A 22864-nucleotide genomic window follows, 5' to 3' on the forward strand; every position below is an offset into this window, starting at 1 on the left:
TTACCATTACCTTATGATCCATTACTTATGTTAGCTAGAGTCTGGAGTGCATCCCTAGTCGGAATCAACGCCATTAAGGTGGGAGTTGAAGTTGATGTATCTGGGGGACTACCGGCGATCGTGGTGGTTGGATTGCCGGATACAGCGGTGCAAGAGTCGCGGGAAAGGGTGAAGGCGACCTTGAGAAATTCGGGATATGCATTTCCCATGCGAAGAATTGTGATTAACTTGACTCCCGCAGATTTGCGTAAGGAGGGGCCAAGTTTTGATTTGCCCATTGGTATTGGAATTTTGGCGGCTTCGGAACAGGTCAATCCTCAGTTACTCGGAGATTATTTGTTTTTGGGGGAAGTCTCCCTAGATGGGAGTTTGCGCCCGGTGGCTGGAGTGTTACCGATCGCCGCTGCTGCGGAAAAATTAGACATTACAGGATTAGTCGTTCCGGAAGATAATGTGCAAGAAGCTGCCCTCGTCAGTGGATTGAAGGTGTATGGATTTAAGCAACTTTCTGAAGTCGGGGATTTCCTCAGTCAGCCCGATCTCTACGAACCTGTAGTATTTAATGGCGTGAAACGTTGGCAAAATTCATCTGCGAAGCGTTTAGACCTTGAGGATGTTAAGGGACAAGTCCATGGTCGCCGTGCCTTGGAAATTGCGGCGGCGGGCGGTCATAATTTATGCTTTATTGGTCCGCCAGGTAGTGGGAAAACAATGTTAGCACGGCGTTTACCCGGAATTTTGCCACCCTTGAGCTTTGACGAGGCTCTAGAAGTGACTCAAATTCATTCGGTCGCTGGTTTATTAAAGAATAAAGGCTCTTTAGTGTGCGATCGCCCCTTTCGCAGTCCGCACCATTCCGCTTCAGGTGCTTCTTTAGTAGGTGGTGGCAGCTATCCCAGACCCGGTGAAATTTCCCTCGCCCATGAAGGTATACTTTTTCTCGATGAATTGAGCGAGTTTAAACGCAATGTTCTCGAATTCCTGCGCCAACCCCTCGAAGATGGGGAAGTCACCATTTCCCGTGCTCGTCAAACGGTTACGTTTCCCGCCCAGTTTACCCTCGTCGCTTCGACAAATCCCTGTCCCTGTGGCTATTACGGGGATTCCATTCAATCCTGCACCTGCTCCCCACGCCAACGAATTAATTACTGGGCCAAATTATCCGGGCCATTACTCGATCGCATCGATCTACAAGTTGCCGTCAACCGTCTCAAACCCGAAGAAATTACCCAACAGAGTATCGGGGAACCTTCAGCCACTGTACTCGAACGGGTTAAAATGGGACGAGATCGCGCTCGATTCAGATTCCAAAACGATCCCAATCTCCATTGCAACGCTCATATGCAAACTTCGCATCTGCGCCAGTGGTGTCAACTCGATCAAACTTGTCAGCAAATATTAGAAGGAGCCATTCGCAAGTTAGGATTATCCGCTCGGGGAACCGATCGCATCCTCAAAGTTGCTCGCACGATCGCCGATTTAGCTGGTCAGGAAACCCTGCAATCTGCCCATATCGCCGAAGCCATCCAATATCGGATGATCGATCGAATGCAATGAATCAATTAAAGCTTAAAATTCCTGCTGATTTAAAATTACTTCTGTCATGTGAGTCAGTTGTTCAAACTGAAAATTCTCAATTAAATAGGTTAATGAATCCACCACCCTGGGACAAGCATCACGAATCTCATCGATCAGCTCTAAAGCCTTATCCCCATCTGCTTCCATACAGGATTGATGTAAAGAATAAATCCAATCTATGGATAGGGTTTTAAGTTGCTGGCTTACATCCGAAAGATCCTGTGATGGCTCAGTGGTTACTCTATCCAAGTCTTTAGGTTCTTCGTAAATATAGCGTACTCCCAAATATTTCTCGATCTTCTCAAAGATCTCCGTTTCTTGAAACGGTTTACTGACGAATTCATCACACCCAGCTTCAAATATAGCTGCTCTTTCATGTTCCAGAACACTAGCTGTTAGAGCAATAATCGTTACTGGAGGAGGGGGTTGAGGTAGAAGGGTTAATTTTTGTTTCTCCAGATGACGAATACACCGAGTTGCTTCATAACCATCCATTTCTGGCATCTGAATATCCATCCAGATTAAGTGAGGATTCCATTGTTCCCAGAGGGCGATCGCTTCTTGCCCATTATAAGCTTCTGCCACTTCAAATCCTACTGAGACCAAAAGTTCATTTAAAACCAAGCGATTTTCCAGTTTATCTTCTACAATGGCAATTCTATATTTCGCTTGATTAGGTTGCAGTGCAATCACTCGTTTTCTCTGAACCTCAGTTTCTAGTTTTCCTAAGTCTAGACATTCGACCTGAATATCAAAACTAAAAATAGATCCTTTTTCCATCACACTTTCAACCCTAAGTTCTCCACCCATTAGTTCAACAAATTTTTGTGAAATTGGCAGCCCCAAACCAGTTCCTTCACCAGATTTTCGCCCTGTTTCTGTTTGTACAAAAGCTTCAAACAACCGGCTCATTTCTTCCGGAGCAATTCCAGGACCTGTATCTTCTATTTCAAAGCTGATTTTGCCAATGGGTATTGCTGGATATTTCAGCCATGAGACTCGTAAAATTACCTGGCCTTTTTCTGTGAATTTGATAGCATTACCTAATAAATTAATCAAGATTTGACGCAATTTCACTTCATCTGTTTTAATCCATCTGGGGATTTCTGAATCGCATTCAATTAAAAAGTCAATTTTTTTGGTATTAGCTTTGACTTTTAACATGACTTCTAAAGTTTCAAGTAACTTATATAAATCAAAGATTTTTATCGTTAATGTGATGCGTCCAGATTCAATTTTTGACAAATCCAAAACATCATTAATGAGAGCCAGTAAATGTTCGCCGCTTTGCAGAATAATGTTGAGCTTTTTTTGATGATCTTGATTCAAACTTAGGTCGCGGTTCATTAATTGTGTGAAGCCTAATATTGCATTGAGTGGAGTTCGTAATTCATGACTCATACTCGCTAAAAATTTAGATTTTGACTGATTGGCATCTTCCGCTTTTTTTTGTTCCTGTTTTATGGTTTTGATTTGCGTTTTAATTTGTAAAGACATATTCAAAAATCTCTGAGTAAGAAACCCAATTTCATCGTCACCCTGGGGTAAACTGTGAGTATTTAGAAAATTACCTACTGCAATTTCTTCCATTCCCTGTGCCAGATTTCGTAATCGAATCACTAACTGTTGTGAACTCCGAATTTTTAAAAATGTGAAGAGACTAAGCACCAGCAAAGCGCTTGTGAAAATGATTAACATTTGATATAAAGATTGGTGTCGTTGTTGTCGTAGGTCTTCCGCAGCTTGATTTAACAAAGTATCAATTTCTTGATCAATTTTGATCAGTTCTGGAGCAATGAGCTGGTATTGCAATGTACTTTCAGCTATGAGCAATTCTAGTTCTAGAATATTAGCCGTTAATTGAGATACAAGAACTCGGTAGTGATTAAGTTCATTTTCTAAACCAATCTTGAGCTGTGGTGATAAGTTGAGTGTCTCCACATCCTGACTTAATTGTTTTGCTCTTTTAAGTAATCCATCCGCAATCCTCATGTCCAAAGAATTACTAAATTCTTTTTCATCAAGCTGCATATGAATAAATTCAACTATTAATGAATCTTGATTTGTTTTCTCTAAGTAATTTTCAATTTCTCTTTTAGCCTCTGTTGTCTCTAATAAAACCCCTTCTTGTCCAACTAAACCCATATGAGTTTGGGCTTTTAAAATATTATTGACTGAAATTCTATATCGATCTAAGATTCGCGTTGTATTGCTTAACAGTATCAAGATTTCTCGATCATTTTGACACTGTTCCTTTAAATTTTCAGATAACTCTAAAATATATTTTATGCGTTCTTCAAAGCTTTCAAAAAAAATCAACTTTCGTGACGAAGTCAACTGAGATTCATCCAGCCGTGCTAAAGTCAGTTCTAGCTGAATAGCTTTAACGTTCTTTTTCAAACTCCAAAATCTTTCTTGCTCTTGTAAAATGAAATTGGTTTTTGAACGATCGCGGAAATCCAAAATGGCCCAAGTCACGATCAGAAACAAGGCAACACCGGCCACTAAAGAGAATTGAGGTAAAATAGTGTTTTTTCGTTTCCTCATTCGCGATCGCGTGAAATACGCCTAATATTTCGTGTATAAATACACGCCTTACTATCCCTTAAGCTCCTTTAGAATACTTAGACGGAGTGCTACAGTAGATCAAAGTTTATAGCTCTTCAGGTGCTTTTGGTGCAATTTCTGGCCAATTCTTCGACACTTTCTTAAAGTTACCCACTGTATCCTGAAAAAATTTGGTCTTCACCTCTTCATTGAGGAAAACATACAGTCTATTTTCATGCAATGACCAGACTTTTGGATCTCCATCAAATTTCTTGGCAAGAACTACACCAAAGGTGCAATAACCCCCATTAGCTGGTGCAAATTGATCAGGGTTAGCTGCAAATCGCTCTCGATGTTCTGCACTGCTAAAATACCACGTCGCTCCATTCCAATCAAGACTAAATTCGGCTTTCCCTTGTACTGGCTTACCTTCCGTAAAATAAGTGACTGGATCATAGCCTTTCAATGCACGTCCCTGTTCGTCTAAATTTAAGCTAAAATCTTCTTGGCGATCGCTTGGGGATTCAGTGACGCTAATTGTCTGATTCTCGGTCTGATGCTGGTTAGAATTAGAAGTACAACCTACGAAGACCAAGACAGGTAAACTGAGAGTCGCCATCAGTAAATACTTAGGGAACATAAAAAATACTCTTCTTTACACAGCACAGGTAAAAAGTAGTTTCTTACCCTTACTATTCCATTTTAGCCACTCCAGATAGAGCGATGTCGTATTAAAATCACCATCATCAGTGATTGTGGATTGCATGAACCCCTGATCATCATGTCTATCGAACTACTCAAAGGTCTGACTATTTTAATCTTCTGTCCATTGCTCGGCGGTACGCCCCTGATCCAATGGCTTACCCTAGCGTTAACGGGCAAAGACTTAGCCCGACTGGGTACAGGAAATATTTCCGTTTCGGCTGCCTTTTATCATGGAGGTAAACTGGCAGGGATTGGTGCCGTTTTATCGGAAGCAGGAAAAGGGATCGGTGCAGTTCTCTTGGCGCGATCGCTCTTTCCCCAAACTCCCGTTTGGGAAATCATCGCCCTGATCGCCCTCGTTTTGGGACGCTACTTCATCAGTCAAGCCGCAGGAACCACCAATGCTACCTGGGGATTAGTAGTGCATAATTGGCAAATTTCCCTCCTCGTGGGACTGATCGCTCTGATAGGTCTCACGGTTGTCCGGGAGCGCAAATCTCGTCAATATGGCATCTTAATCCTGTTTCCTCTGCTTCAGATTCTCATGCATCCGAGTGACAAAGGATTGGCGATCGCCACCATATCCCTCAACACCAGCCTCGCCCTCATCTACCAACACATCCCCGACGACCTCGAACTTCCCTCTAATTCCTCCACTCGAAACCCAAATATGCCCTCACTCTTTCCTGGAAATAAGGGAATTCTCTCCCTCGATCGCCCCCTCAAAGCTCAAGAAGTGGGTGCAAAAGCGGCTAATCTCGCTTACCTAAAAAAACTCGGTTATCCCGTTCCTCCGGGTTGGATTTTACTCCCTGGAGATGACCCCCAACCGGTGATTAGCCTCCTGAACCCCTCTTCTCAGAACCCTCTGATTGTTCGCTCCTCAGCCTTCGGAGAAGATACGCTACACTCCTCTGGAGCCGGTCAATATACCAGTATTCCCCAGATTACTAACGCCCAAGGCTTACACCAAGCCATCCTCACTTGTATGCGATCGGCCGATAATCCCCAGGCGATCGCCTATCGTCAAAGCCGACAACTCCCCGATACCCAAGTCGCCGTTTTAATTCAACAACAAATCGCCGGAGTCTTTTCCGGTGTTGCCTTTAGCCGTGACCCCATTGCCCGCAGTGGTGAAGATGTCATCATTGAAGCGCTTCCCGGAGATCCGAGCCGTGTCGTTTCCGGTCAAGTTACACCAGAATCCTATCGCGTCCTAGTGATAGAAACGGATGGAGAACCGACCACCCAAATTTTAGAAGGGGATGGAGATATTCCTCCCGCCTTAATTCACCAAGTCGCTCAAATAACCCGTCAAATTGAAGGCAACTATCACGGAATCCCCCAAGATATTGAATGGACGCATGATGGTCAGCAACTGTGGATTTTACAAACTCGCCCCATTACTACCCTGAGTCCAATTTGGACGAGAAAAATCGCTGCCGAAGTCATTCCCGGATTTATTCATCCCCTGACCTGGTCAATTAATCAACCCCTGACTTGTGGCGTTTGGCGCGATATTTTTGCCCTGGTTTTAGGCAAAAAAATTGCTAATTTAGACTTAAATCAATTAGCTACGCTACACCATTCCGTCGCTTATTTTAATGCTTCTCTATTAGGAGAAATTTTTCGCCAGATGGGACTGCCGCCCGAAAGTTTAGAGTTTCTCACCAGAGGAGCAAAGTTTACCCGCCCCCCCCTATCATCTACCGTCAAACAAATTCCCGGATTATGGCGACTTCTGCAACGGGAATGGTCTTTAGAAGAAGATTTTGAGCGAGATAACCGCAAGTGGTTTTCCCCTACATTAGAGCAATTGAAAAACCAAGCTCCTCAAACCCCTTCAGAGTGCTTAGACCGTGTAGATTTAATTTTAGAAACCCTAAAGCGTGCCACCTATTATAGTATTTTAGCCCCCTTGAGTTTTGCCTTGAGGCAGGCGGTATTTCAGGTTTCTGAAGAGGATTTAGATTATCAAGAAATGCCAGAAGTTGCTGCTCTGGAAGCATTGCAAGAGTTGGCCACCTGTGCCCACCATTTACTGCCCCATTTGGAGACAGAGACCCCGGAAACCTTATTTGGTTGTTTGTCTGAATTGCCCGATGGTCAGAGTATTATCGATCAGCTTTGCCAATTTATGGAGGATTATGGATATCTGAGTGAGGTGGCAACGGATATTTCTGTTCCTCGATGGCGGGATAATCCGAGGATGGTGCGCGATATGTTTTTACAACAGTTACATCAGATGAAAGGCGATCGCCCCAAAACCCTACCGAAACGCCTTAAAATTCAAATGGTACAAGTGCGCTTAAATCTCAAGGGTCAAGTTACTCAAGTCTACAGCCAATTGTTAGCTCAGTTGCGTTGGAGTTTCTTAGCCCTAGAAAACTTCTGGATCGAATCCGGTATTTTACAGACTCAAGAAGATATCTTTTTCCTCACCTTACCCGAAGTGCAAGCCGTGTTATCTGACTCTACCGATACATTTTTATCGACGGACCGCATACCAGAAATTATTGCGACTCGCAGAGCCACATTTGCCCAAGATAAATTGGTGAAATCTATTCCTTACGTTGCCTACGGTAATCAACCTATCAAAAGAATTACTCCCTCTGCTCAGTCTAGATTAAAGGAAGGGCAAACGTTATCAGGCATTGGTGCAAGTCCAGGACAAGCGGAAGGTCGGGTAAAAATTATGCGTCAGTTGCAAAATGTGGAAGCTGTAGATACCGATACAATTTTAGTGGTTCCTTATACGGATTCGGGTTGGTCTTTGGTATTGGCAAAAGCAGGCGGATTGATTTCCGAAGTTGGAGGAAGGCTATCCCATGGGGCGATCGTGGCGCGAGAGTACGGAATTCCCGCAGTGATGGATATTCCCAATATTATGGAACGCTTGCATGATGGGCAATGGGTACGCATTGATGGGGAAACGGGAATGGTGGAAGTAATGAATAATGAATAATTAATGTAGCGATCGCTCTCCAGATTTAGCTTGGGACTTTAATGGTAGACACGGTGGTAGGAGCTTGCATATTTTTCGCCCCTACACATGGCTCTGGTTAAGCTAAGATCGGAGCGATCGCCTATAGCCTGTTGATTATGGCTCCAGTCTCCACCAAGCGAGGAAAACCTCAAACACTATGCAATTTATCAGCCCCAAAACCGATTTCGCCTTTAAGCGCATCTTTGGCTCCAAAGAAAGCAACGATATCCTGATCAGTTTCTTAAATGCCCTCATTTATGCCGGTGAGCCAGAAATCAAAGACCTAGAAATTATCGATCCCTATAATCAGGGCGATACGAGTACCCTAAAAGATAGCTATCTGGATGTGAAAGCGATCTTAGGTAACGGTACAACCGTCCTGATTGAAATGCAAGTGCTAAATGTCCCGGCTTTCAAAAAGCGAGTCTTGTACAACTGGGCAAAAATCTATAGCAATCAACTCAGCATCGGAAAACCTTATGTGGGACTGCAAGCCGTCATTGCTCTAAGCATCGTTGATTTTCCCCTATTTCCGGAGGTAAAACCGATTATTACCCACTTTGGCTTAAAAGAGAAAACCTTACCCTCATTTGAGTATCCTGACGAACAAATTGAACTCATTTTTGTAGAGTTGCGAAAATTCAATAAATCTCTGGAAGAATTAGAAACTCTGACGGAAAAATGGATTGACTTTATGAAGGAAGCACCCAATTTAGAGATGATTCCCAGTTCTCTCGAAGAAGTGCCGGAAATCGGCAAAGCTTTGGAAATAGCAAATCGAGCCAATTTGAGTCCCGAAGAAGCAGAAGAGTTAGAGCGAAAGGAGAGGTGGATACTCGACCAGGAAGGTTATGTGGTGCAAGCAAGGACAGAAGGATTGGAACAAGGGCTAGAACAAGGGCTAGAACAAGGGCTAGAACAAGGTCGTGAGGAAGGTCGGGCTGAAGCAGCATTAGGATTAATTTTGCGTCAACTTCAGCGACGGTTTGGAGAGATTCCTGAAGCGACTCTAGCCCAAATGCAACGGTTGTCTCTGGATGATTTAGATGAGCTGGGGATTACGATTCTCGATTGCACTTTAGAGGATTTCGACCGTTGGTTGAGGGAGAGGAGGTGAAGGGAGTCGGGATGCTCAGATGAAGAAAAGGCGATCGCCGGTTGGGAGGGCGATCGCCATATACGGTTCAGTCGTTCATCTGCGATTAAGCTCAAGCAGGACGAATACTGAGTCCTGCAAAATACTCCTTCCAGTTAATACCAAAATCGACTATATAACCCTTTTTAATAGACCATCGAACAATTAGAACTACAGCTACCACTACAATAAGAGCTGCGATTACATTTGGGTTAGCCATTGCGAACTCAAAGGATAATTTAGCCAGTGGAATGATCACTTTTTCCACAATAAAAAGCAACAGGTTTTTGAGGAAGACGCTTACTTGTATAGTAGTCTCTGGGTTGATTACAGGGAAAGAATTGATCATGATTCACTTCCTTACACAAATGGGAGAACAACTTGAATGTAGCACGGTGAATTGGTAGTAGATACCACAAATGTGGTAATTAGATATAGCGCTGCGCGCTATAGTGTTGACAGATAAGGGCGCATGTAGGGGCGAATGGCCGTTCGCCCCTACAGATTATTGTAAACACACTATCGCGAAGCGCTATAGCACAAAAGCCAGAGGAAGTTTTTTGAGGTACTTCCTCTGGCCCGATCGATGCGCTATTGGACTAAATTGGCATTCAATCGAGCTAAATTCGTCACAAGATTACCAGGGAAAAGATTGGGGCGTGGGGGAGTTTTTAATCCACACCACTGAGCAGCATCAACCGAGAAGTTAACACAATCTGGCCCCGTACCAACGGAGTAAGTTAAGCCTTCATATTTGCTCAACAGTTGGGCAATAACTTGTGCTAGTTTCGCGTCAGCAATCGCAAATTTGACTGAATCCTTGATGTGAGGACTCCTATCAGTGCGATCGACATGGCCAGCACCACGGGGAGTTTTAGGAACGTTTGGCTTAAATCCATACCATTCTGCGTTGCCGTTGTACTCGAACAAGCAAGCAGAATGAGGAAAACCGGTTTCACTAATAATGGTCAAGTATCCCATTCACATTTCCTCAAACTAACACTACTAATCTATCGTTGAAGATTGCTATCCTGCTACCACATTTGTGGTTAAACTAAGTTAGATGGATAGCATAATAATTTTTAGATAAATACTTAGCACTAATTGCAGTCAGATGTCGAAACTGCTCAATTGTCCATGCTTCCAGGGAATTATTGGTGTCTAAAATAGCTACTTCTTTGCTATGCGAGTTGTAGCCGACAACATTGACATAGTGGAGTTTAAATGTGCTGAACTGCACGAGAACAAGAGACGGGTGTTTCCCTAAATTTCCCTGGATAGCGGGCCAGAATGAATTCCACTTGACGCAACTACATTCGTTAACACTCGAACTAGTGTAGTTGTCGATATACTTGGCGAGTTTGCTGGGAGTCGGGCCGATTTTAGTGCTGTCATGTCCTCCTAAAGATACAGGACAATTCTCGATAAAAGATTGTAATCCCTTGGCGGAGGTATGTTGACCATTGAGACAGAGAGCGCGATAAGCAGAATTTGGCCCGCAAGACCAACTTTCTTTTTGTGCCGGAAGTTGCTGTGCTTGGTGAATTAGAGCTGGAGATAGAGATTGCCATCCTGACTCATTGTTGAGAGTTTGAGGATTGATATCTCGCACAGCATTATCATCTTCAGTTTTCTTCTTCTTGAAAATCATGTATTTCCTCCGTTGATTTTGATTTATTGACGGGCTTGAGTAGACACAGGCGATCGTTGAGTTTAGAGTTAAACTCAAACCTAGAGACATACTGCTTAACCAAAGATTCAGATGCAAGGGACTTAATAACCCTTGCATGGCATGACTTCGCAGGAAATACTACGACACAATAATTGCTGTAAGAACTGAACACACAACAGTCGTGAATCCAATAAGAAGAGCTACTGTCGTAAATTTATGTCGCTCTAATTCTGTGGTACTGTTGACTTCATGTTGCCGTTCTTGAAACTCTAAATTGCGTTTATGTTGTTCGCATTCTTTCATCGCATCGATCTTGTCTTGTCGTTCTCGAAAATCGAAATCTAGAGACTTTCCCATAATCTTGGCCATCGAGCTAAGTTGACTTAGCTTATAAATAGCATAGACAATAACTGAAACATCATCAGTCAATCCGACAATTGGAATGACATCAGGAATCGCATCAAAAGGAGAGATCAGATAAAGCAGTGCAGCGATTGCAATACCTTTTGCTGTAAATCCTGCATCGGGATTTTGAATCGTACTCATCAGAGTCTGAACCTTATCCCAAACTTCTCTGACAGGCCCTCTATTTTTCTTCTCCACTTCAGCCGAGTCTACTTTTGATTCATCTCCGGGTTTCGTCTTATTTAAGATAGATTCAAAGTCTTTGATTGGACGCTTTTGCATTTTTTCTCCTTACTTACTTCGGTAATCGCAGAATAATTTCAAGGCAGGGAATGAGTATGAACCTCATCTATTCCAGGAAAACGATGTAGCTCAACAATAGAAGTGAGTACTGGATTAACTCCGATCGATCTCAGAGTTAATCCAATCTGGTTTAGCTATCTGTTGCCTTTTTCAGTGCCAAACCCAAACCAGCAATAACAGCCACACCTCCTGCGACAGGAAGAACAACTGGAGCAAGTGGAGCAATCACAAGGCCAAAAGTTGAACCCAAAGCAGTTGCACCAGCCCCTGATGCCATAGCTACCGCACCTGTCGCAGTTGCATTAGAGCCGATGGCGATCGCTAACACGGTGTTAGCCGTTCCTGCTACTGTACCTGCGCCTACCGAAACAGCTACTGTACCGCTACTTACAGCGGCAGTCCCTGCCGCAGCTCCTGCCGCTGTGATTGCGGAGGTAGCTTTTACCAGGTTACTCATAGGTCTTGATTACCTCTGCTCGAACCAACACTATCAATCTATCGTTGAAGATTGCTGTCTTGCTACCACATTTGTGGCTTATTTAATTGAACCGGATAGCAAGCATATCTTGATAGAGAATCCGTAGCTCAAATGTGGTAAGTTAAAGGGGCAATCCCAAAAAAGTCTTGAAATCTGCAATCATGTCGGACGAGAAAAGTTTTTGTGACTCACAATATGACACTCTTAACGAAACAGAAAGGAGAGTTTTAGATCTTTTTTTATCTGGTAGAACAGATCGAGAAATTTCTGAAATCGTGCCCCTTGAACGCACTAATGTTAGAGGTTGTATCAGTAATATTTGTACTACTTTTCTGGGCGCTCGAAAGAGTGGAAAAACTGACAAAAATAGCCCGAGGCGAAACGAGTTGTTTAATTACATTGCTCGCTACAAACCCGATCTGATCAAGCCTAATTTGAAAATCGAAGTGTTGAAGAAATATACTGGTTTTGAAGTCGTCTTGCATGGAGATCTAAAAAATCTAACACTAGATCAAAGACGGGCATTAGAACAGGAAGTACAGAAAATAGCTAAGGAGTTGGACTTAATTGTGGTTAAGATCAAATCTGGATCAATTATCATTGAATTTGAAGGATCGCCTGAAGGGTTTGAGCGCATCAAAGCCTTATTTGACTCAGGGGAACTCACGGAAGTTGCTGGCTTTGCCATACAAGAGATTAGCGCTCTACCGGAACAACAAACCCAACGGACTCAACTGAGAGAATGGTTGCAAGGTGTTTTTGCTCCCCTGTGGGAATCCGTCGATGGCTTGTTAACCACTGAGCAACCGAGCTTTGCCTTTCGTCAGCGCAGTGAGGGGGTTTCGCGGAGAAAGACAATTGTCTTTAACGAGCTTGAAGATTGCCAAGTCGAAATGGTGGCTACAATTATACCTCTAGAGAGACCTAAAGTCAAGGTTATTATACAGATTCTTCCCAGTCCCGGAGCGAGCCATCTACCGGAAGACCTGCGTATCCAGTTACTCGATGAAAGCGATGCAGACAATCCGGAGGGAGAAATCTTTGATGCCAAGGAAAATCTGGAATTTAATGTGGAAGAGGGCGATGCTTTTAGTATAATTGTAGAGCAGGGTAGATATAGGGTTGTCGAACGATTTATGGTGTAAATTACAGAATTTTTACGGAAAGCGACCCCAACCCAATAACCCACCCTCAATAGCAAGTTACCTAGTCTCCTCTAGGTGGCTTGTTATGTTGTTTACCAGAAGTGTTGAACAATGGTTCAAAAAGTTATTAACTTCATTATGCATGACTCTAGTTCTGAAGGAGTTTTCCTTTCCACAGAAATGCGAGACTGCAATCAAGACCAAATCTTGGTTGATATGAGTGGACAATTGCCTCCGAATCCTGAAGTCAAAGAAGAGTATGAAGGTTTGAGTAAAATCTATCCCGGACTCCGCAATCCCGGACGAATGGCAACAACCAGAAAAGTCACTAACTTTAAGACGGGTTCTTGCCAAGAAGTAAGCCAAGAACGACAAGAACTAATGGAATCGTGCAGAGAAAATTATATCCAATTAAGCGAGAAATTTAAGAAATGGTTTAGATCTCCTGAATGGATGAATTTTCTAATAAATTTGTATCCAGATTTGTCCAAAAAAGAAGAAATTAATATCTTTATTCGTACATCAGATATAGAATTGCTAAAAGCACCCTGGCATCAGTTCGATTTAATTGAAAAATACCCCAATGCTCAATTTATATTCACCTCCTATAATTGTAAAGCTCCTCCCCATACAAAGGAAGTAGCTGGGAAAGATAAGGTCAAGCTTTTAGCAATCTTCGGTCATGATGAAGACATAAATACGGATGAAGATAGGAAATGTATTCAATCGATTCCCTCATTGGAATACACGGATCTGAATAAGCCAAGTCGTCAAGAAATCTTAACTCATTTGACGAATAATAATTATGATATTTTGTTTTTTGCTGGCCATAGTGAAAGCACTCAAGATGATGGTCGTATTTATATTAATAAGGAAGACTACTTGACAATTGAAGATCTCAAACATGCATTGGAAACGGCAGTAGAACGGGGCTTACAAATTGCTATTTTTAACTCTTGCGATGGTTTGGGATTAGCTCGGAAACTCCAAGAAGTGAACATTCCCCAGGTTGTGGTGATGCGAGCACCAGTCACTGATAAAGTTGCCCAAGAATTTCTGAAAATATTTCTGATCTCTTTTTCTAATCATAAATCTTTCTACTTGTCTGTCCGTAAAGCCCGAGAAGGTTTACAAGGATTGGATTCTAATTGTCCCAATGCTTCTTGGTTACCCGTCATCTTTCAGAATTCTACGACTGAAGCTTTGAGTTGGCGGCAATTACGGGGACTACCTGGGGGTATGGATTGGCGCAAATTTTGTGAAGAAAAAATTAACCCCCAACTCGATTGTACGTCTTCAAGCTGCAACAATAACCGCGATATTTCTGCCTGTGAGAGAATTTATGTACCCCTCTCATTAGAAAGACTAGACGATCGGGAGTTTCTGAAAGGTTCTCTGCGTAGCGATGATGACTTTTTTGGAACAGTGTTAGGCAGTGAAAAATCTCCTAAACGGATTGCTCTGATTGGCGAAACCGGGAGTGGCAAAAAAGCGATCTTACAAAAAATGGTAGAGTGGATCGTAAACAGGAACAAGAACGAGAATGAACCAAACGCTTATCCCATTTGGATTGCTTTAGCTGATTTACACGATCGCCGTTGGGATACCCTAGAAGAATTTTTAGAAAAAAAATGGCTCCCCGATGCTTTAAAAAAAGAGAAAGCGACATCAGATCATTTAGAATACCTGAGACAGTTATTTGAAAGTGGGCGAGTATTTCTCTTCCTGGAAGGATTGGATGAACTGCCTATCTTACGGAGAAAAGAGTCTCCCTTGAGTCTATTAGCCGATCAACTCACCGATTGGATTGCACCCGCTCAAGTGATTCTCACTTGTCGCTCAAATTTGTGGGAAAATCACCCCAACATTTTAGAGGATTTTGAAGTTTATAAAATCGCCGGTTTGACTCACCCTGAGCAAATTAATGAATTTGTCGATAAATGGTTTGAATATTGTCAAAACCGGCCATCGGATCAAGATTTAGCTTCAGCGCTTAAATCTCAACTGAGAACTCCGAGAAAAGCAAAGTTTAGAACCATTCTCAAAAACCCTCTGTGTTTAAATATATTTTGTGAGCTTTGGCAACACAATCAAGGAAACTTGCCGGACACTAAAACGGCTTTATACAAGAAATTCACCCATGGATTTTACGATCGCAGATGCTCGTCCGAATCCGATCCTTTAGAACCCAGCGAGATCGATTCAGCCTTGGGAGCGCTTGCCCTCGAAACCCTCGAACACCAAAGCTCTCAATTTCGGCTTCGGCAAATGGAGAGCTATAACACCAGAAAACCGGAACTCTTTGAGCAAGCCATTGAAGTCGGTTTTCTCAGTTTAGTGGAAAAGGAAGATCGCGACAATAGTCAATGGTCGTATCGTTTCTTGCATCCAAATTTACAAGAATATTTTGCGGCTCTGGCGATTGAAGATTGGCTCTTTTTCTTTAATCCCTCTGAAGGAATTTACCGTATTTTTGACCGCCATTGGAAAGAAGTGATTCTCCTGTGGTTAGGACGGGAGGATATTAATCCCGCTCAGAAAGAACAATTTCTCGATGCTTTAAGGCAATTTCTGGCTGAGATTAAACCCTACTCCGATCGCGCTTATTTTTTAGCAGCCGCTGGACTGGCGGAATTTCCAGACTATCCACAGGCAGAAACCATTGTCCGGGGACTGGTGAAATGGTGTTTTGGCGAGCAAGTAGAAGGGGGAAAAATCAAGCGCTTTCCGGCAACCCTTGAACTGAGAGCCAATGCAGCGCTGCAAGAGAGCGATCGCCCCCTAGTCCTTCAGATTCTCAGAGAACTATTAGACACCTACTCTGATGACACAACCCTGAGTCGCGTTGCTTACACCCTCGGTAAACTGGCACCAGAGCAGTCCGAAGACCAGGAAAAATCCTTAGAAGTCCTGAAAAATTTGTTGCGTAAGAGTCAAGAGGATGAGCAGCGTTTGGCGATCGCCTCCAGTTTAGCAGAACTCGATCCAGACCATACTTTAGCTCTCGATACTCTACAAAACCGCTCGGATACTTCTTCATCTGATGGTGGCGATCGCAAATTCCATGGACTCGCAGGCGATCAAATCGATCCCGGTAACCCAGCATTCGAAACTCTGCTCGAACTCGCTAAAAGTCCAGAGGAAGAGATGCGCTTATCAGCCCTCGAAAACCTGAAAGTGATTTTTGAGGAAAAATATGCTCGCCAAATTGTTGATTTATTAAGCGATCGACAGGCGATCTCTAACACCGAGAAGAATTCAGAGCTAAATCGGGTTTACAACGAATTATTGTGGCTCTGTGCCGATCTCCTCAATTATGTAGACTTTTACCAAGCCCTTCATCATTCCCCATTACCTAGGGTTGCTCAACCCTGCGATGACACGAGTCTAAAAAATACCCATCGGCTATGGATTAACGCAGCCTCTTTGCAAGCAGAAACAGACCGCGAGGCGATCGCCCAAGCTCTGTGCAATACAATTTATGCCGAAGCCTTACCAGATCAGTCCATCCCTACAGTCGCCACTGACGTTGAATTAGGACTTCAGATCGTTCGAGCTAGACAACACTTGCAAAAGCAAAAGTTAGTCCTTATTTTCGACCCATGCCACCCCAGTCAAGAATTACTCGACTGCTGCCGTGAAATTGCCTCTCCCAATTTAGGAGTGTATATCGCCTGGATTACTGAGCAACCCTTAGAACCCCCTTTGCATCAATTCTTTCCCCAAGACCCGAATCTCAAACGTTCCATCCGAGAGTGGATACAACAGTTGAATGATGCTTCTGGGGTCAATTCCATAACCGATCTTGATTTCAATAGCTAGACTCGGTTGTAGGGGCTTGCATATTTTTCGCCCCTACAGATACCTCTGATGATTATTGGGTAATATTATGCCTGTTCTTCCTCCAGGGAGATCAGTTTCTCCTCGATCGCCAGAGGAGGACGCAGCAAGAAATAGACAACCAAACCAAAAAAGGGAATCAAGCGGGTAACCCACAGCAGCGTGGAATTGTGCCATTGGCGACGAGCCATATCATCATTCACTAGCCAAGATTGAAAGAGGGAAAAGAAGAGCAAATCGATTGCAAAGGAATACGCCAGGCGATCGCTACCTACAATCTGTATCAATTCTTGCGATCGTTGCCCAATATCGCCAAATTCGGGTCTTGCAAACATCGCCCAACTGATGGAAATCAGGACAATTACACTTAAGAAAATACCCCAACCGCGACTCTCTGTGACTTGTTCTAATCGCGATAGGGGGCGATCGCCTAATTCTGGATTGCTGTGTCTAATTCCTAACCAAGGCAAATAAAACACATTTGTCAAAAAGGCAATACCCACTAAAAATGGAAACATCGGCCAGCGTTGACCTCGACCATCCACTAGAAAGCCCCATAATAATAAAGCCCAAGCCACCACGATATTAAACAACCCTTCTAAGGCAGGATGTAAAACCGGCGCTTGTTCAGGTAAAACCAGGGGAGTAATAAACCAAAAGTTTAAGCTTAAATCCCAGACTTCTTGCAGTAATTCTGAATTAATATGCAGCAAAGAAGGACCAGGGGGCAAGTCCGAAAACAAGAGATAAACTACATAAATCAACCATATTGTCCAAATAAAAATTTTCCCCATCACCATTGCTCATCCTTGAAACTTTGATTTTTAAAGTCTATCTAGTCCCTAGCGTGTAACGCTATATTAAGCCACCTGATGAGAGCATTGACATTTCGGCAACTGATTGAGCAATTCACTGTCAACATTACTGACTGGGGGAAGGGTTTCACCGGGTTCTAAAACTGCCTGATCCGCAGGAATTTGTTTTTCATTCGCTTGGAGTAGCTTTTGTTTAATGGTATTCAAGGCAGCTTGATTATTCACAGGTGATCGTGGTAGAGGTAAGTCTAAATTGGGCCAACTTGATAAACGAATACAAGGACAATTTTTAGTCTCCATGCTACCAATCGTCATGGGAATAGGCATCACGCATCGACAGCAGAGAATTATGTCCCATTTGGGCGTGAGTAATTCGGCAATAGTCTGATCTGTATCTTCTAAATAACAGTCACCAGATTGATCAGAAAGTAGGGTTTGCCAACAGTCTTCAAAGGCTTTACTATAGCGATTTCTTTCAATGACGGGATGGGGAGAAAGAGTGCAATCGCCATTATGAATATAAATTTTACGTCCTAACTGAAGCCAGTGGGCTAAATATTGTTTAACTTGGTCTGCGGATGCCATAAATAATCTAACCTAAATACAGCTTATGAGTTTTGAAAACAGAGATCATAGGTTGAGAGATTGACTGATCATGCCTAGTGCTAGTTGGTTTACGATCGGGGGGGCTGGAGAAATTGGCGCTCGGCTCTGTCTAAAGATCTTGGTGGTAAGGACAGCAGAAAGGGAAATCGCTTGAGTGCGCTAGTGCTTATTCCCGATCTTCTCCTCTTCCTATCTTAACCTCCATCCCCTGTATCTTATCTCCATCAAACACAAGAAATTAAGCGATTAAAGCTTATGAAACTCTAAAGATTGGTGATTGAATTTAAAGGAGTACCTAACTCAGTTAAATTGAGGATATAGCCTCCCGTCACTAAGTACACTTGGTTTGCGATCGCTCCTAAATGACGAACCAAGTTCCCCAGGCGATCGCGAAAGGTTCGTCCCAAAGGATAGGCTGGAACCACCCCCCATCCGGTTTCTTCCGCTACCAAAATCAGATCCGCTTGTGTTTGTTCTACCGCCAATAACAACTCTTGCTCTATCAACTCCCATACTTCTTGATCGTACTCTAGACAGTTCGCTAACCAAGTTCCTAAAGAATCAATTAATAAACACTCCCCTTCCTGTCCTCCATCCAGACATTGGCTCAACTCCTTCGGAACCTCTCTCATTTGCCATTGTGGAGGTCTACGCTGTTGATGTCGTTCAATACGCTGTTGCCATTCCACATCGCTTGGATCGAGTTGGGCTGTAGCAACGTAAACCACCGCCTTTCCTGTCTTTTGGGCTAACCTTTCTGCCCACTCACTTTTTCCCGATCGCGCTGGTCCCGTCACTAATATAACGCTTCCTGGACGAGAAGCATCCGTTCCCATACTCAATTGTTCAATTCCCTATAAAAAACCAGGTACGTTTAGTGTACCTGGTTAATAGACTTCTGAGCTGTATCTTTTATACGGCCGCGAAGTAAACTTTTGATTTTACAGGATCGGGGTTCATGGTTTTTTCACCGGGTTGCCAACCCGCAGGACAAACTTCGTCGGGGTGAGATTGAACATATTGAATGGCTTGCAGTACGCGCAGAGTTTCATCAACGTTGCGACCAAAGGCTAGGTTGTTGATCGTGGCATGTTGAATGATGCCTTCTTTATCAATGATGAATAGACCCCTCAGAGCAACTCCAGCATCGGGATCGAGGACATTGTAAGCAGCACTGATTTCTTTTTTGATATCGGAGACCAGAGGATAGTTCAGATCGCCAACACCACCAGATTTACGGTCGGTTTGAATCCAAGCTAAGTGAGAAAATTCACTATCTACAGAAATGCCTAGGACTTCGGTTCCTAACTTTTTGAATTCTTCAAAGCGATCGCTAAAGGCAGTAATTTCAGTCGGACAAACAAAAGTGAAGTCTAAGGGATAAAAGAAGATCACCACATACTTACCTTGGTAGTCCGATAGTTTAATGGTCTTAAACTCTTGATCGACCACCGCAGTTGCCGTAAAGTCAGGGGCTGCCTGTCCAACGCGGATACATCCTTCAGATTGAGTCATGTCTGCTTTCTCCGTTACATATTGTTACGAATCATATCATACTCATAGTCGTTATGACTCCTTTTTTTCCAACTTCCCCTAATCTTCAGTGATCAATGGAATAAAAATCGCCTATATCCAGGAGATACAGACGGTTTCGGAAACTCTTAAATATTTAGATGGCTCGGGGCAGATTTGAACTGCCGACCTTGGGCTTATGAGTCCCCTGCTCTAACCAACTGAGCTACCGAGCCAAACTTGCAACTTTACCACTATAACCTAATTTCGATCTAGAAAGCAAGGGAGATCGGAAAGCATTTTTCCGATCTCCCTTATTAACCATCCAAATTTAGCGGTTAGGTAAATAAGCCATAGGGTTAACTGCGCCCTGTCCAGCCGGGTGAATCTCAAAATGCAGGTGAGGGCCGGTACTGTAACCGGTACTGCCCATTTCAGCAATTTGCTGACCTTGACGGACTTTTTGCCCCTTGCGGACTAATAGGCGATTATTGTGGGCATAGCGGGTCAGACTTCCATCGGGATGACGGATATCCACTAAATAGCCATAACCCCCCGAATTCCAATCCGAATAATCCACGACACCGGGAGCAGCCGCAAAAATTGGTGTACCAATGGGCCCAGCAATATCAATACCTCGGTGCATTCTGCCCCAGCGCCAACCATATCCAGAGGTGAAAACTCCTTGTGCTGGCCAGATATAGCCATTCATGCGATCGCCAGGAAGATAGCGTTCACTCGGAGCCAATGGCGGTACTTCCGGCGACACCATTTCTCCAATAGGCAACTTACTGGGGTCGTAAGCATCTGGTCCGAGAGGAGCAACCGCTACATTTTGCCCTACTCCAGAAGCAGGAGTCTGTGGAGTCGAAGGACTCGAAGAGCGGTATTTTTCCTGTAAACGCCGCAAGTCTTCTTCTAAGTTGCCTGTAGAGCTAGAAGTAGAAAACTCAGAATTTACCCGCTCTACAGGTCGAGCGACTGAAGTCACTGGCTGTTGTACTGGGGTTGAGGGTTGAGTCAGGGGTAAAGTCACGCTTGCCGGCTGATTTTGATACTGTTGGCGAAGCTGATTCAGTTCTGTCGTTAACCCTTCCACATAGGTACTATAAGCACTCTCTTCGGTAGGATTAGGGGTAGACTGCTTCTGGGATGACGAGTCATTATTGAAGCTGACTAAGGGAACCGGCTGCTGAGAATCAATAGCAGCAGAACTAATCTCGGTGGTATTGATCCCTGGAATTGCCGAAGTTGCCGTTATCGAGTCTAGGTTTTGGCTCTTAGGAATCTTTAAATTTTGATTGACTTGAATCAAATTGGGATTGGTGATGTGATTCACTCGGATTAACTCAGATCGTGTTACGCCATAGCGACGGGCAATCGAATCTAAGGTTTCCCCTCTTCTAACTTGATGCAGTAAGGGTTGAGGAAACACCGAGTCTCTCGGAGAGAACCGAGACGCTACAGAAGTAGAATTCAAGGAAGGCGTGAGCGTCAAGCTCGGTAACTCTGGCTCACTCTCACTCATTTCCTTAAGTTGCTCTTTCGGTTGCCCTGAGAACGCTTCAACTTCTGTATGAGTAGGTTCGACTATAGGAGTAGCTTCTTGTAATTCTGGAGCAGCTCCCGTTTCAGTTTCAGCTTTCAGAGTTGGGCTGGCTAGAGTCTCTGTTGAGGCAATCTCTGGAGATGGGGTAAATAGTTTCGGAGTGCCATCAAACTCTGGCAAAGCCTGTAAGTCTCCCTCTACTTTCCAGGGTAAAGACGGTGCTACCGCAGCAGAGGATACCCCTGATGTGGGATTTTCAAACCGAGGCACTGCCAAGGACTGATCCACTTCCAGTTGATCTGGATTACTCAGTTGATTGGCTTCAATGAGTGCTGATGAGTCAACACCATGAGTTTTGGCAATGGTGTTGACCGTATCTCCGGACTGAACTTGATAAACCTCTAGGGTGATTTTCTTGGGGGTCACATCCACTTGAGGTTCAGTGATTGGCTTAACTGTCCAAGTGGAATTAACCGGTGCTACTCCCCCTGTTTCACTTTGCATTTGCTGCCAAGAGGGTTTAACTGCCCCAACTCCTTCTGCTTTGGCTTCTTTTGGTAGAGTCACAATCACCGATTCTGATTTCACAGGTGATTCCTCTACAGGTGCAGGCAGACTTTGGAACTTAGGGGCAGTTTTTCCAGAGGGCAGAACAGTTAAGGTTCGGGATGCCTCTGGGTTGACGGATTCTAATACCGTTACATAGCTAACGGCCTCATCTAAGGCTGCTTGCTCTTGTTCTTTCTGCTGTTGAGCCAACGGTTGGTTTTCACTTGATGCATCAGATGCATCTATTAACTCTGGAGTCAGAATAACTGGGACTTCTGGTTTTACTCCTGGAGTTGAGAGTTCAGAGGTTGAGAGGCTCTTTTCCTCTAAGGATGTTTTAGCCAGCGGAGGCTGCGATGTCAAGAATGGGGATTCTGGGCTTAAGGTTTCCGCCCTGGAAAATCCTGCACTTTCTAGCATCACAGGCGCATTTCCCAGAGAAGCAGTTGCTGCATTGAACCCTGAAGAAACTACTGTGGTTGATATTCCCCGACCCGTTAAATTCGGTTGGGAGGCTCGATTGGTAGTTTGAGTGGGGTCAAGCGTTGCTGGTTCTGCCGCTCTAGCCGCTTGCTGACCTTCTGGGAATAATAGGTTTGGTAAACCCATGGAAATCGCAGCCAAGCCAATCATGGCTGCTGATGTACACACCCTACGGTTGCTATCGGGGGAAACCTGCTTCGAGTGACCTACTTCTGCATGGAATACAGCGGTGGGAAGCAGAACCGATTGATTATCTTTCTGGGAATTTGCTCGTTTCAAAGAACGACCTCCTAATAGACGAGCGCTTAACAGTGTCTGAGTTAATATAACCTAACTTTCGTGATTGGAAACACTGAAGTTCAGAGATCAAGATCACAGACTGTTAATAGGCTTAGGCAAGACTACCTTGCTTTTCCAATTCTGACAAGCGTTAATTTTTGTTTCAATGATTTTAGCTCTGACTCTTCAAATTGTCATCATCTTCTTCTACCTAGATTATCTGGGGGTTTCAGGAGGTTTGATGGGTATCAATCCACTTCTGATAGAAATTTCTTAT

General features: G+C 43.8%; 17 protein-coding genes and 1 tRNA gene. 5 read left to right on the forward strand and 13 right to left on the reverse strand.

What is annotated here, in order from left to right:
* Positions 1-27: 27 nt before the first annotated feature.
* Positions 28-1557, forward strand: coding sequence for a YifB family Mg chelatase-like AAA ATPase (locus PN466_RS20225; RefSeq protein WP_271943068.1), 1530 nt, complete (start codon positions 28-30; stop codon positions 1555-1557).
* Between the two features lie 12 nt (positions 1558-1569).
* Here the strand turns inward: PN466_RS20225 and PN466_RS20230 are convergent, their stop codons facing one another.
* Positions 1570-4125: an ATP-binding protein gene (locus PN466_RS20230; protein WP_271943072.1), complete on the reverse strand. Its 2556-nt coding sequence runs from the start codon at positions 4123-4125 to the stop codon at positions 1570-1572.
* Between the two features lie 106 nt (positions 4126-4231).
* Positions 4232-4765 (reverse strand): YHS domain-containing (seleno)protein, encoded by a 534-nt coding sequence (locus tag PN466_RS20235; RefSeq protein WP_271943075.1) that lies wholly within the window; start codon positions 4763-4765, stop codon positions 4232-4234.
* 141 nt (positions 4766-4906) lie between these two features.
* Between PN466_RS20235 and PN466_RS20240 the strand changes: the two genes are divergently transcribed.
* Both PN466_RS20240 and PN466_RS20245 read left to right on the forward strand, forming a co-directional pair.
* Positions 4907-7795 (forward strand): glycerol-3-phosphate acyltransferase, encoded by a 2889-nt coding sequence (locus tag PN466_RS20240; RefSeq protein WP_271943076.1) that lies wholly within the window; start codon positions 4907-4909, stop codon positions 7793-7795.
* A 178-nt stretch (positions 7796-7973) separates the two neighbouring features.
* Positions 7974-8933 (forward strand): Rpn family recombination-promoting nuclease/putative transposase, encoded by a 960-nt coding sequence (locus PN466_RS20245; RefSeq protein ID WP_271943078.1) that lies wholly within the window; start codon positions 7974-7976, stop codon positions 8931-8933.
* 91 nt (positions 8934-9024) lie between these two features.
* Here PN466_RS20245 and PN466_RS20250 read toward each other — a convergent pair whose 3' ends face one another.
* From PN466_RS20250 to PN466_RS20270, 5 genes are all read right to left on the reverse strand, one after another.
* Complete coding sequence (locus PN466_RS20250) at positions 9025-9300, reverse strand: hypothetical protein (RefSeq protein WP_271943081.1); 276 nt, start codon at positions 9298-9300, stop codon at positions 9025-9027.
* Positions 9301-9542: 242 nt separating this feature from the next.
* Positions 9543-9932 (reverse strand): hypothetical protein, encoded by a 390-nt coding sequence (locus PN466_RS20255; protein WP_271943084.1) that lies wholly within the window; start codon positions 9930-9932, stop codon positions 9543-9545.
* Positions 9933-10005: 73 nt separating this feature from the next.
* Positions 10006-10602, reverse strand: coding sequence for a hypothetical protein (locus tag PN466_RS20260; protein WP_271943087.1), 597 nt, complete (start codon positions 10600-10602; stop codon positions 10006-10008).
* A gap of 159 nt (positions 10603-10761) precedes the next feature.
* On the reverse strand, positions 10762-11310 hold the full coding sequence (locus PN466_RS20265) for a YkvA family protein (protein ID WP_271943090.1): 549 nt from the start codon (positions 11308-11310) through the stop codon (positions 10762-10764).
* Between the two features lie 151 nt (positions 11311-11461).
* A complete protein-coding gene (locus PN466_RS20270) occupies positions 11462-11788 on the reverse strand; it encodes a hypothetical protein (RefSeq protein WP_271943093.1) in 327 nt (108 codons plus the stop codon).
* A 407-nt stretch (positions 11789-12195) separates the two neighbouring features.
* On the opposite strand from PN466_RS20270, the gene PN466_RS20275 reads away from it, so the two are divergent.
* Both PN466_RS20275 and PN466_RS20280 read left to right on the forward strand, forming a co-directional pair.
* Complete coding sequence (locus PN466_RS20275) at positions 12196-12954, forward strand: DUF1822 family protein (RefSeq protein ID WP_271943096.1); 759 nt, start codon at positions 12196-12198, stop codon at positions 12952-12954.
* Positions 12955-13065: 111 nt separating this feature from the next.
* Complete coding sequence (locus tag PN466_RS20280; RefSeq protein ID WP_271943097.1) at positions 13066-16776, forward strand: NACHT C-terminal alpha/beta 1 domain-containing protein; 3711 nt, start codon at positions 13066-13068, stop codon at positions 16774-16776.
* A gap of 65 nt (positions 16777-16841) precedes the next feature.
* Here the strand turns inward: PN466_RS20280 and PN466_RS20285 are convergent, their stop codons facing one another.
* The 6 genes from PN466_RS20285 to PN466_RS20310 form a co-directional block, all read right to left on the reverse strand.
* The gene (locus tag PN466_RS20285; protein WP_271943100.1) at positions 16842-17588 is read right to left on the reverse strand and encodes a hypothetical protein; all 747 of its coding nucleotides are present in this window, start codon (positions 17586-17588) and stop codon (positions 16842-16844) included.
* A 66-nt stretch (positions 17589-17654) separates the two neighbouring features.
* Positions 17655-18194 (reverse strand): hypothetical protein, encoded by a 540-nt coding sequence (locus tag PN466_RS20290; protein WP_271943102.1) that lies wholly within the window; start codon positions 18192-18194, stop codon positions 17655-17657.
* A gap of 284 nt (positions 18195-18478) precedes the next feature.
* Complete coding sequence (gene cobU / locus PN466_RS20295) at positions 18479-19051, reverse strand: bifunctional adenosylcobinamide kinase/adenosylcobinamide-phosphate guanylyltransferase (RefSeq protein ID WP_271943104.1); 573 nt, start codon at positions 19049-19051, stop codon at positions 18479-18481.
* Positions 19052-19127: 76 nt separating this feature from the next.
* Positions 19128-19730 (reverse strand): peroxiredoxin, encoded by a 603-nt coding sequence (locus PN466_RS20300; RefSeq protein ID WP_271943105.1) that lies wholly within the window; start codon positions 19728-19730, stop codon positions 19128-19130.
* A 159-nt stretch (positions 19731-19889) separates the two neighbouring features.
* Positions 19890-19963: transfer RNA gene (locus PN466_RS20305), tRNA-Met, on the reverse strand.
* Positions 19964-20058: 95 nt separating this feature from the next.
* Positions 20059-22587 (reverse strand): peptidoglycan DD-metalloendopeptidase family protein, encoded by a 2529-nt coding sequence (locus PN466_RS20310; RefSeq protein ID WP_271943107.1) that lies wholly within the window; start codon positions 22585-22587, stop codon positions 20059-20061.
* Between the last annotated feature and the right edge of the window lie 277 nt (positions 22588-22864).

Origin of the sequence: Roseofilum reptotaenium CS-1145 (assembly GCF_028330985.1) — a bacterium.
GTDB classification, from domain to species: Bacteria; Cyanobacteriota; Cyanobacteriia; order Cyanobacteriales; family Desertifilaceae; genus Roseofilum; species Roseofilum reptotaenium.

What these genes read in the sequence shown, in the direction of transcription:
- PN466_RS20230 (WP_271943072.1), bottom strand. Translation starts at nt 4,125, where the DNA reads ATGAGGAAACGAAAAAACACTATTTTACCTCAATTCTCTTTAGTGGCC.
- PN466_RS20285 (WP_271943100.1), bottom strand. Translation starts at nt 17,588, where the DNA reads ATGGGGAAAATTTTTATTTGGACAATATGGTTGATTTATGTAGTTTAT.
- PN466_RS20265 (WP_271943090.1), bottom strand. Translation starts at nt 11,310, where the DNA reads ATGCAAAAGCGTCCAATCAAAGACTTTGAATCTATCTTAAATAAGACG.
- PN466_RS20280 (WP_271943097.1), top strand. Translation starts at nt 13,066, where the DNA reads ATGGTTCAAAAAGTTATTAACTTCATTATGCATGACTCTAGTTCTGAA.
- PN466_RS20290 (WP_271943102.1), bottom strand. Translation starts at nt 18,194, where the DNA reads ATGGCATCCGCAGACCAAGTTAAACAATATTTAGCCCACTGGCTTCAG.
- PN466_RS20250 (WP_271943081.1), bottom strand. Translation starts at nt 9,300, where the DNA reads ATGATCAATTCTTTCCCTGTAATCAACCCAGAGACTACTATACAAGTA.
- PN466_RS20245 (WP_271943078.1), top strand. Translation starts at nt 7,974, where the DNA reads ATGCAATTTATCAGCCCCAAAACCGATTTCGCCTTTAAGCGCATCTTT.
- PN466_RS20270 (WP_271943093.1), bottom strand. Translation starts at nt 11,788, where the DNA reads ATGAGTAACCTGGTAAAAGCTACCTCCGCAATCACAGCGGCAGGAGCT.
- PN466_RS20300 (WP_271943105.1), bottom strand. Translation starts at nt 19,730, where the DNA reads ATGACTCAATCTGAAGGATGTATCCGCGTTGGACAGGCAGCCCCTGAC.
- PN466_RS20255 (WP_271943084.1), bottom strand. Translation starts at nt 9,932, where the DNA reads ATGGGATACTTGACCATTATTAGTGAAACCGGTTTTCCTCATTCTGCT.
- PN466_RS20260 (WP_271943087.1), bottom strand. Translation starts at nt 10,602, where the DNA reads ATGATTTTCAAGAAGAAGAAAACTGAAGATGATAATGCTGTGCGAGAT.
- PN466_RS20240 (WP_271943076.1), top strand. Translation starts at nt 4,907, where the DNA reads ATGTCTATCGAACTACTCAAAGGTCTGACTATTTTAATCTTCTGTCCA.
- PN466_RS20235 (WP_271943075.1), bottom strand. Translation starts at nt 4,765, where the DNA reads ATGTTCCCTAAGTATTTACTGATGGCGACTCTCAGTTTACCTGTCTTG.
- cobU (WP_271943104.1), bottom strand. Translation starts at nt 19,051, where the DNA reads ATGGGAACGGATGCTTCTCGTCCAGGAAGCGTTATATTAGTGACGGGA.
- PN466_RS20225 (WP_271943068.1), top strand. Translation starts at nt 28, where the DNA reads ATGTTAGCTAGAGTCTGGAGTGCATCCCTAGTCGGAATCAACGCCATT.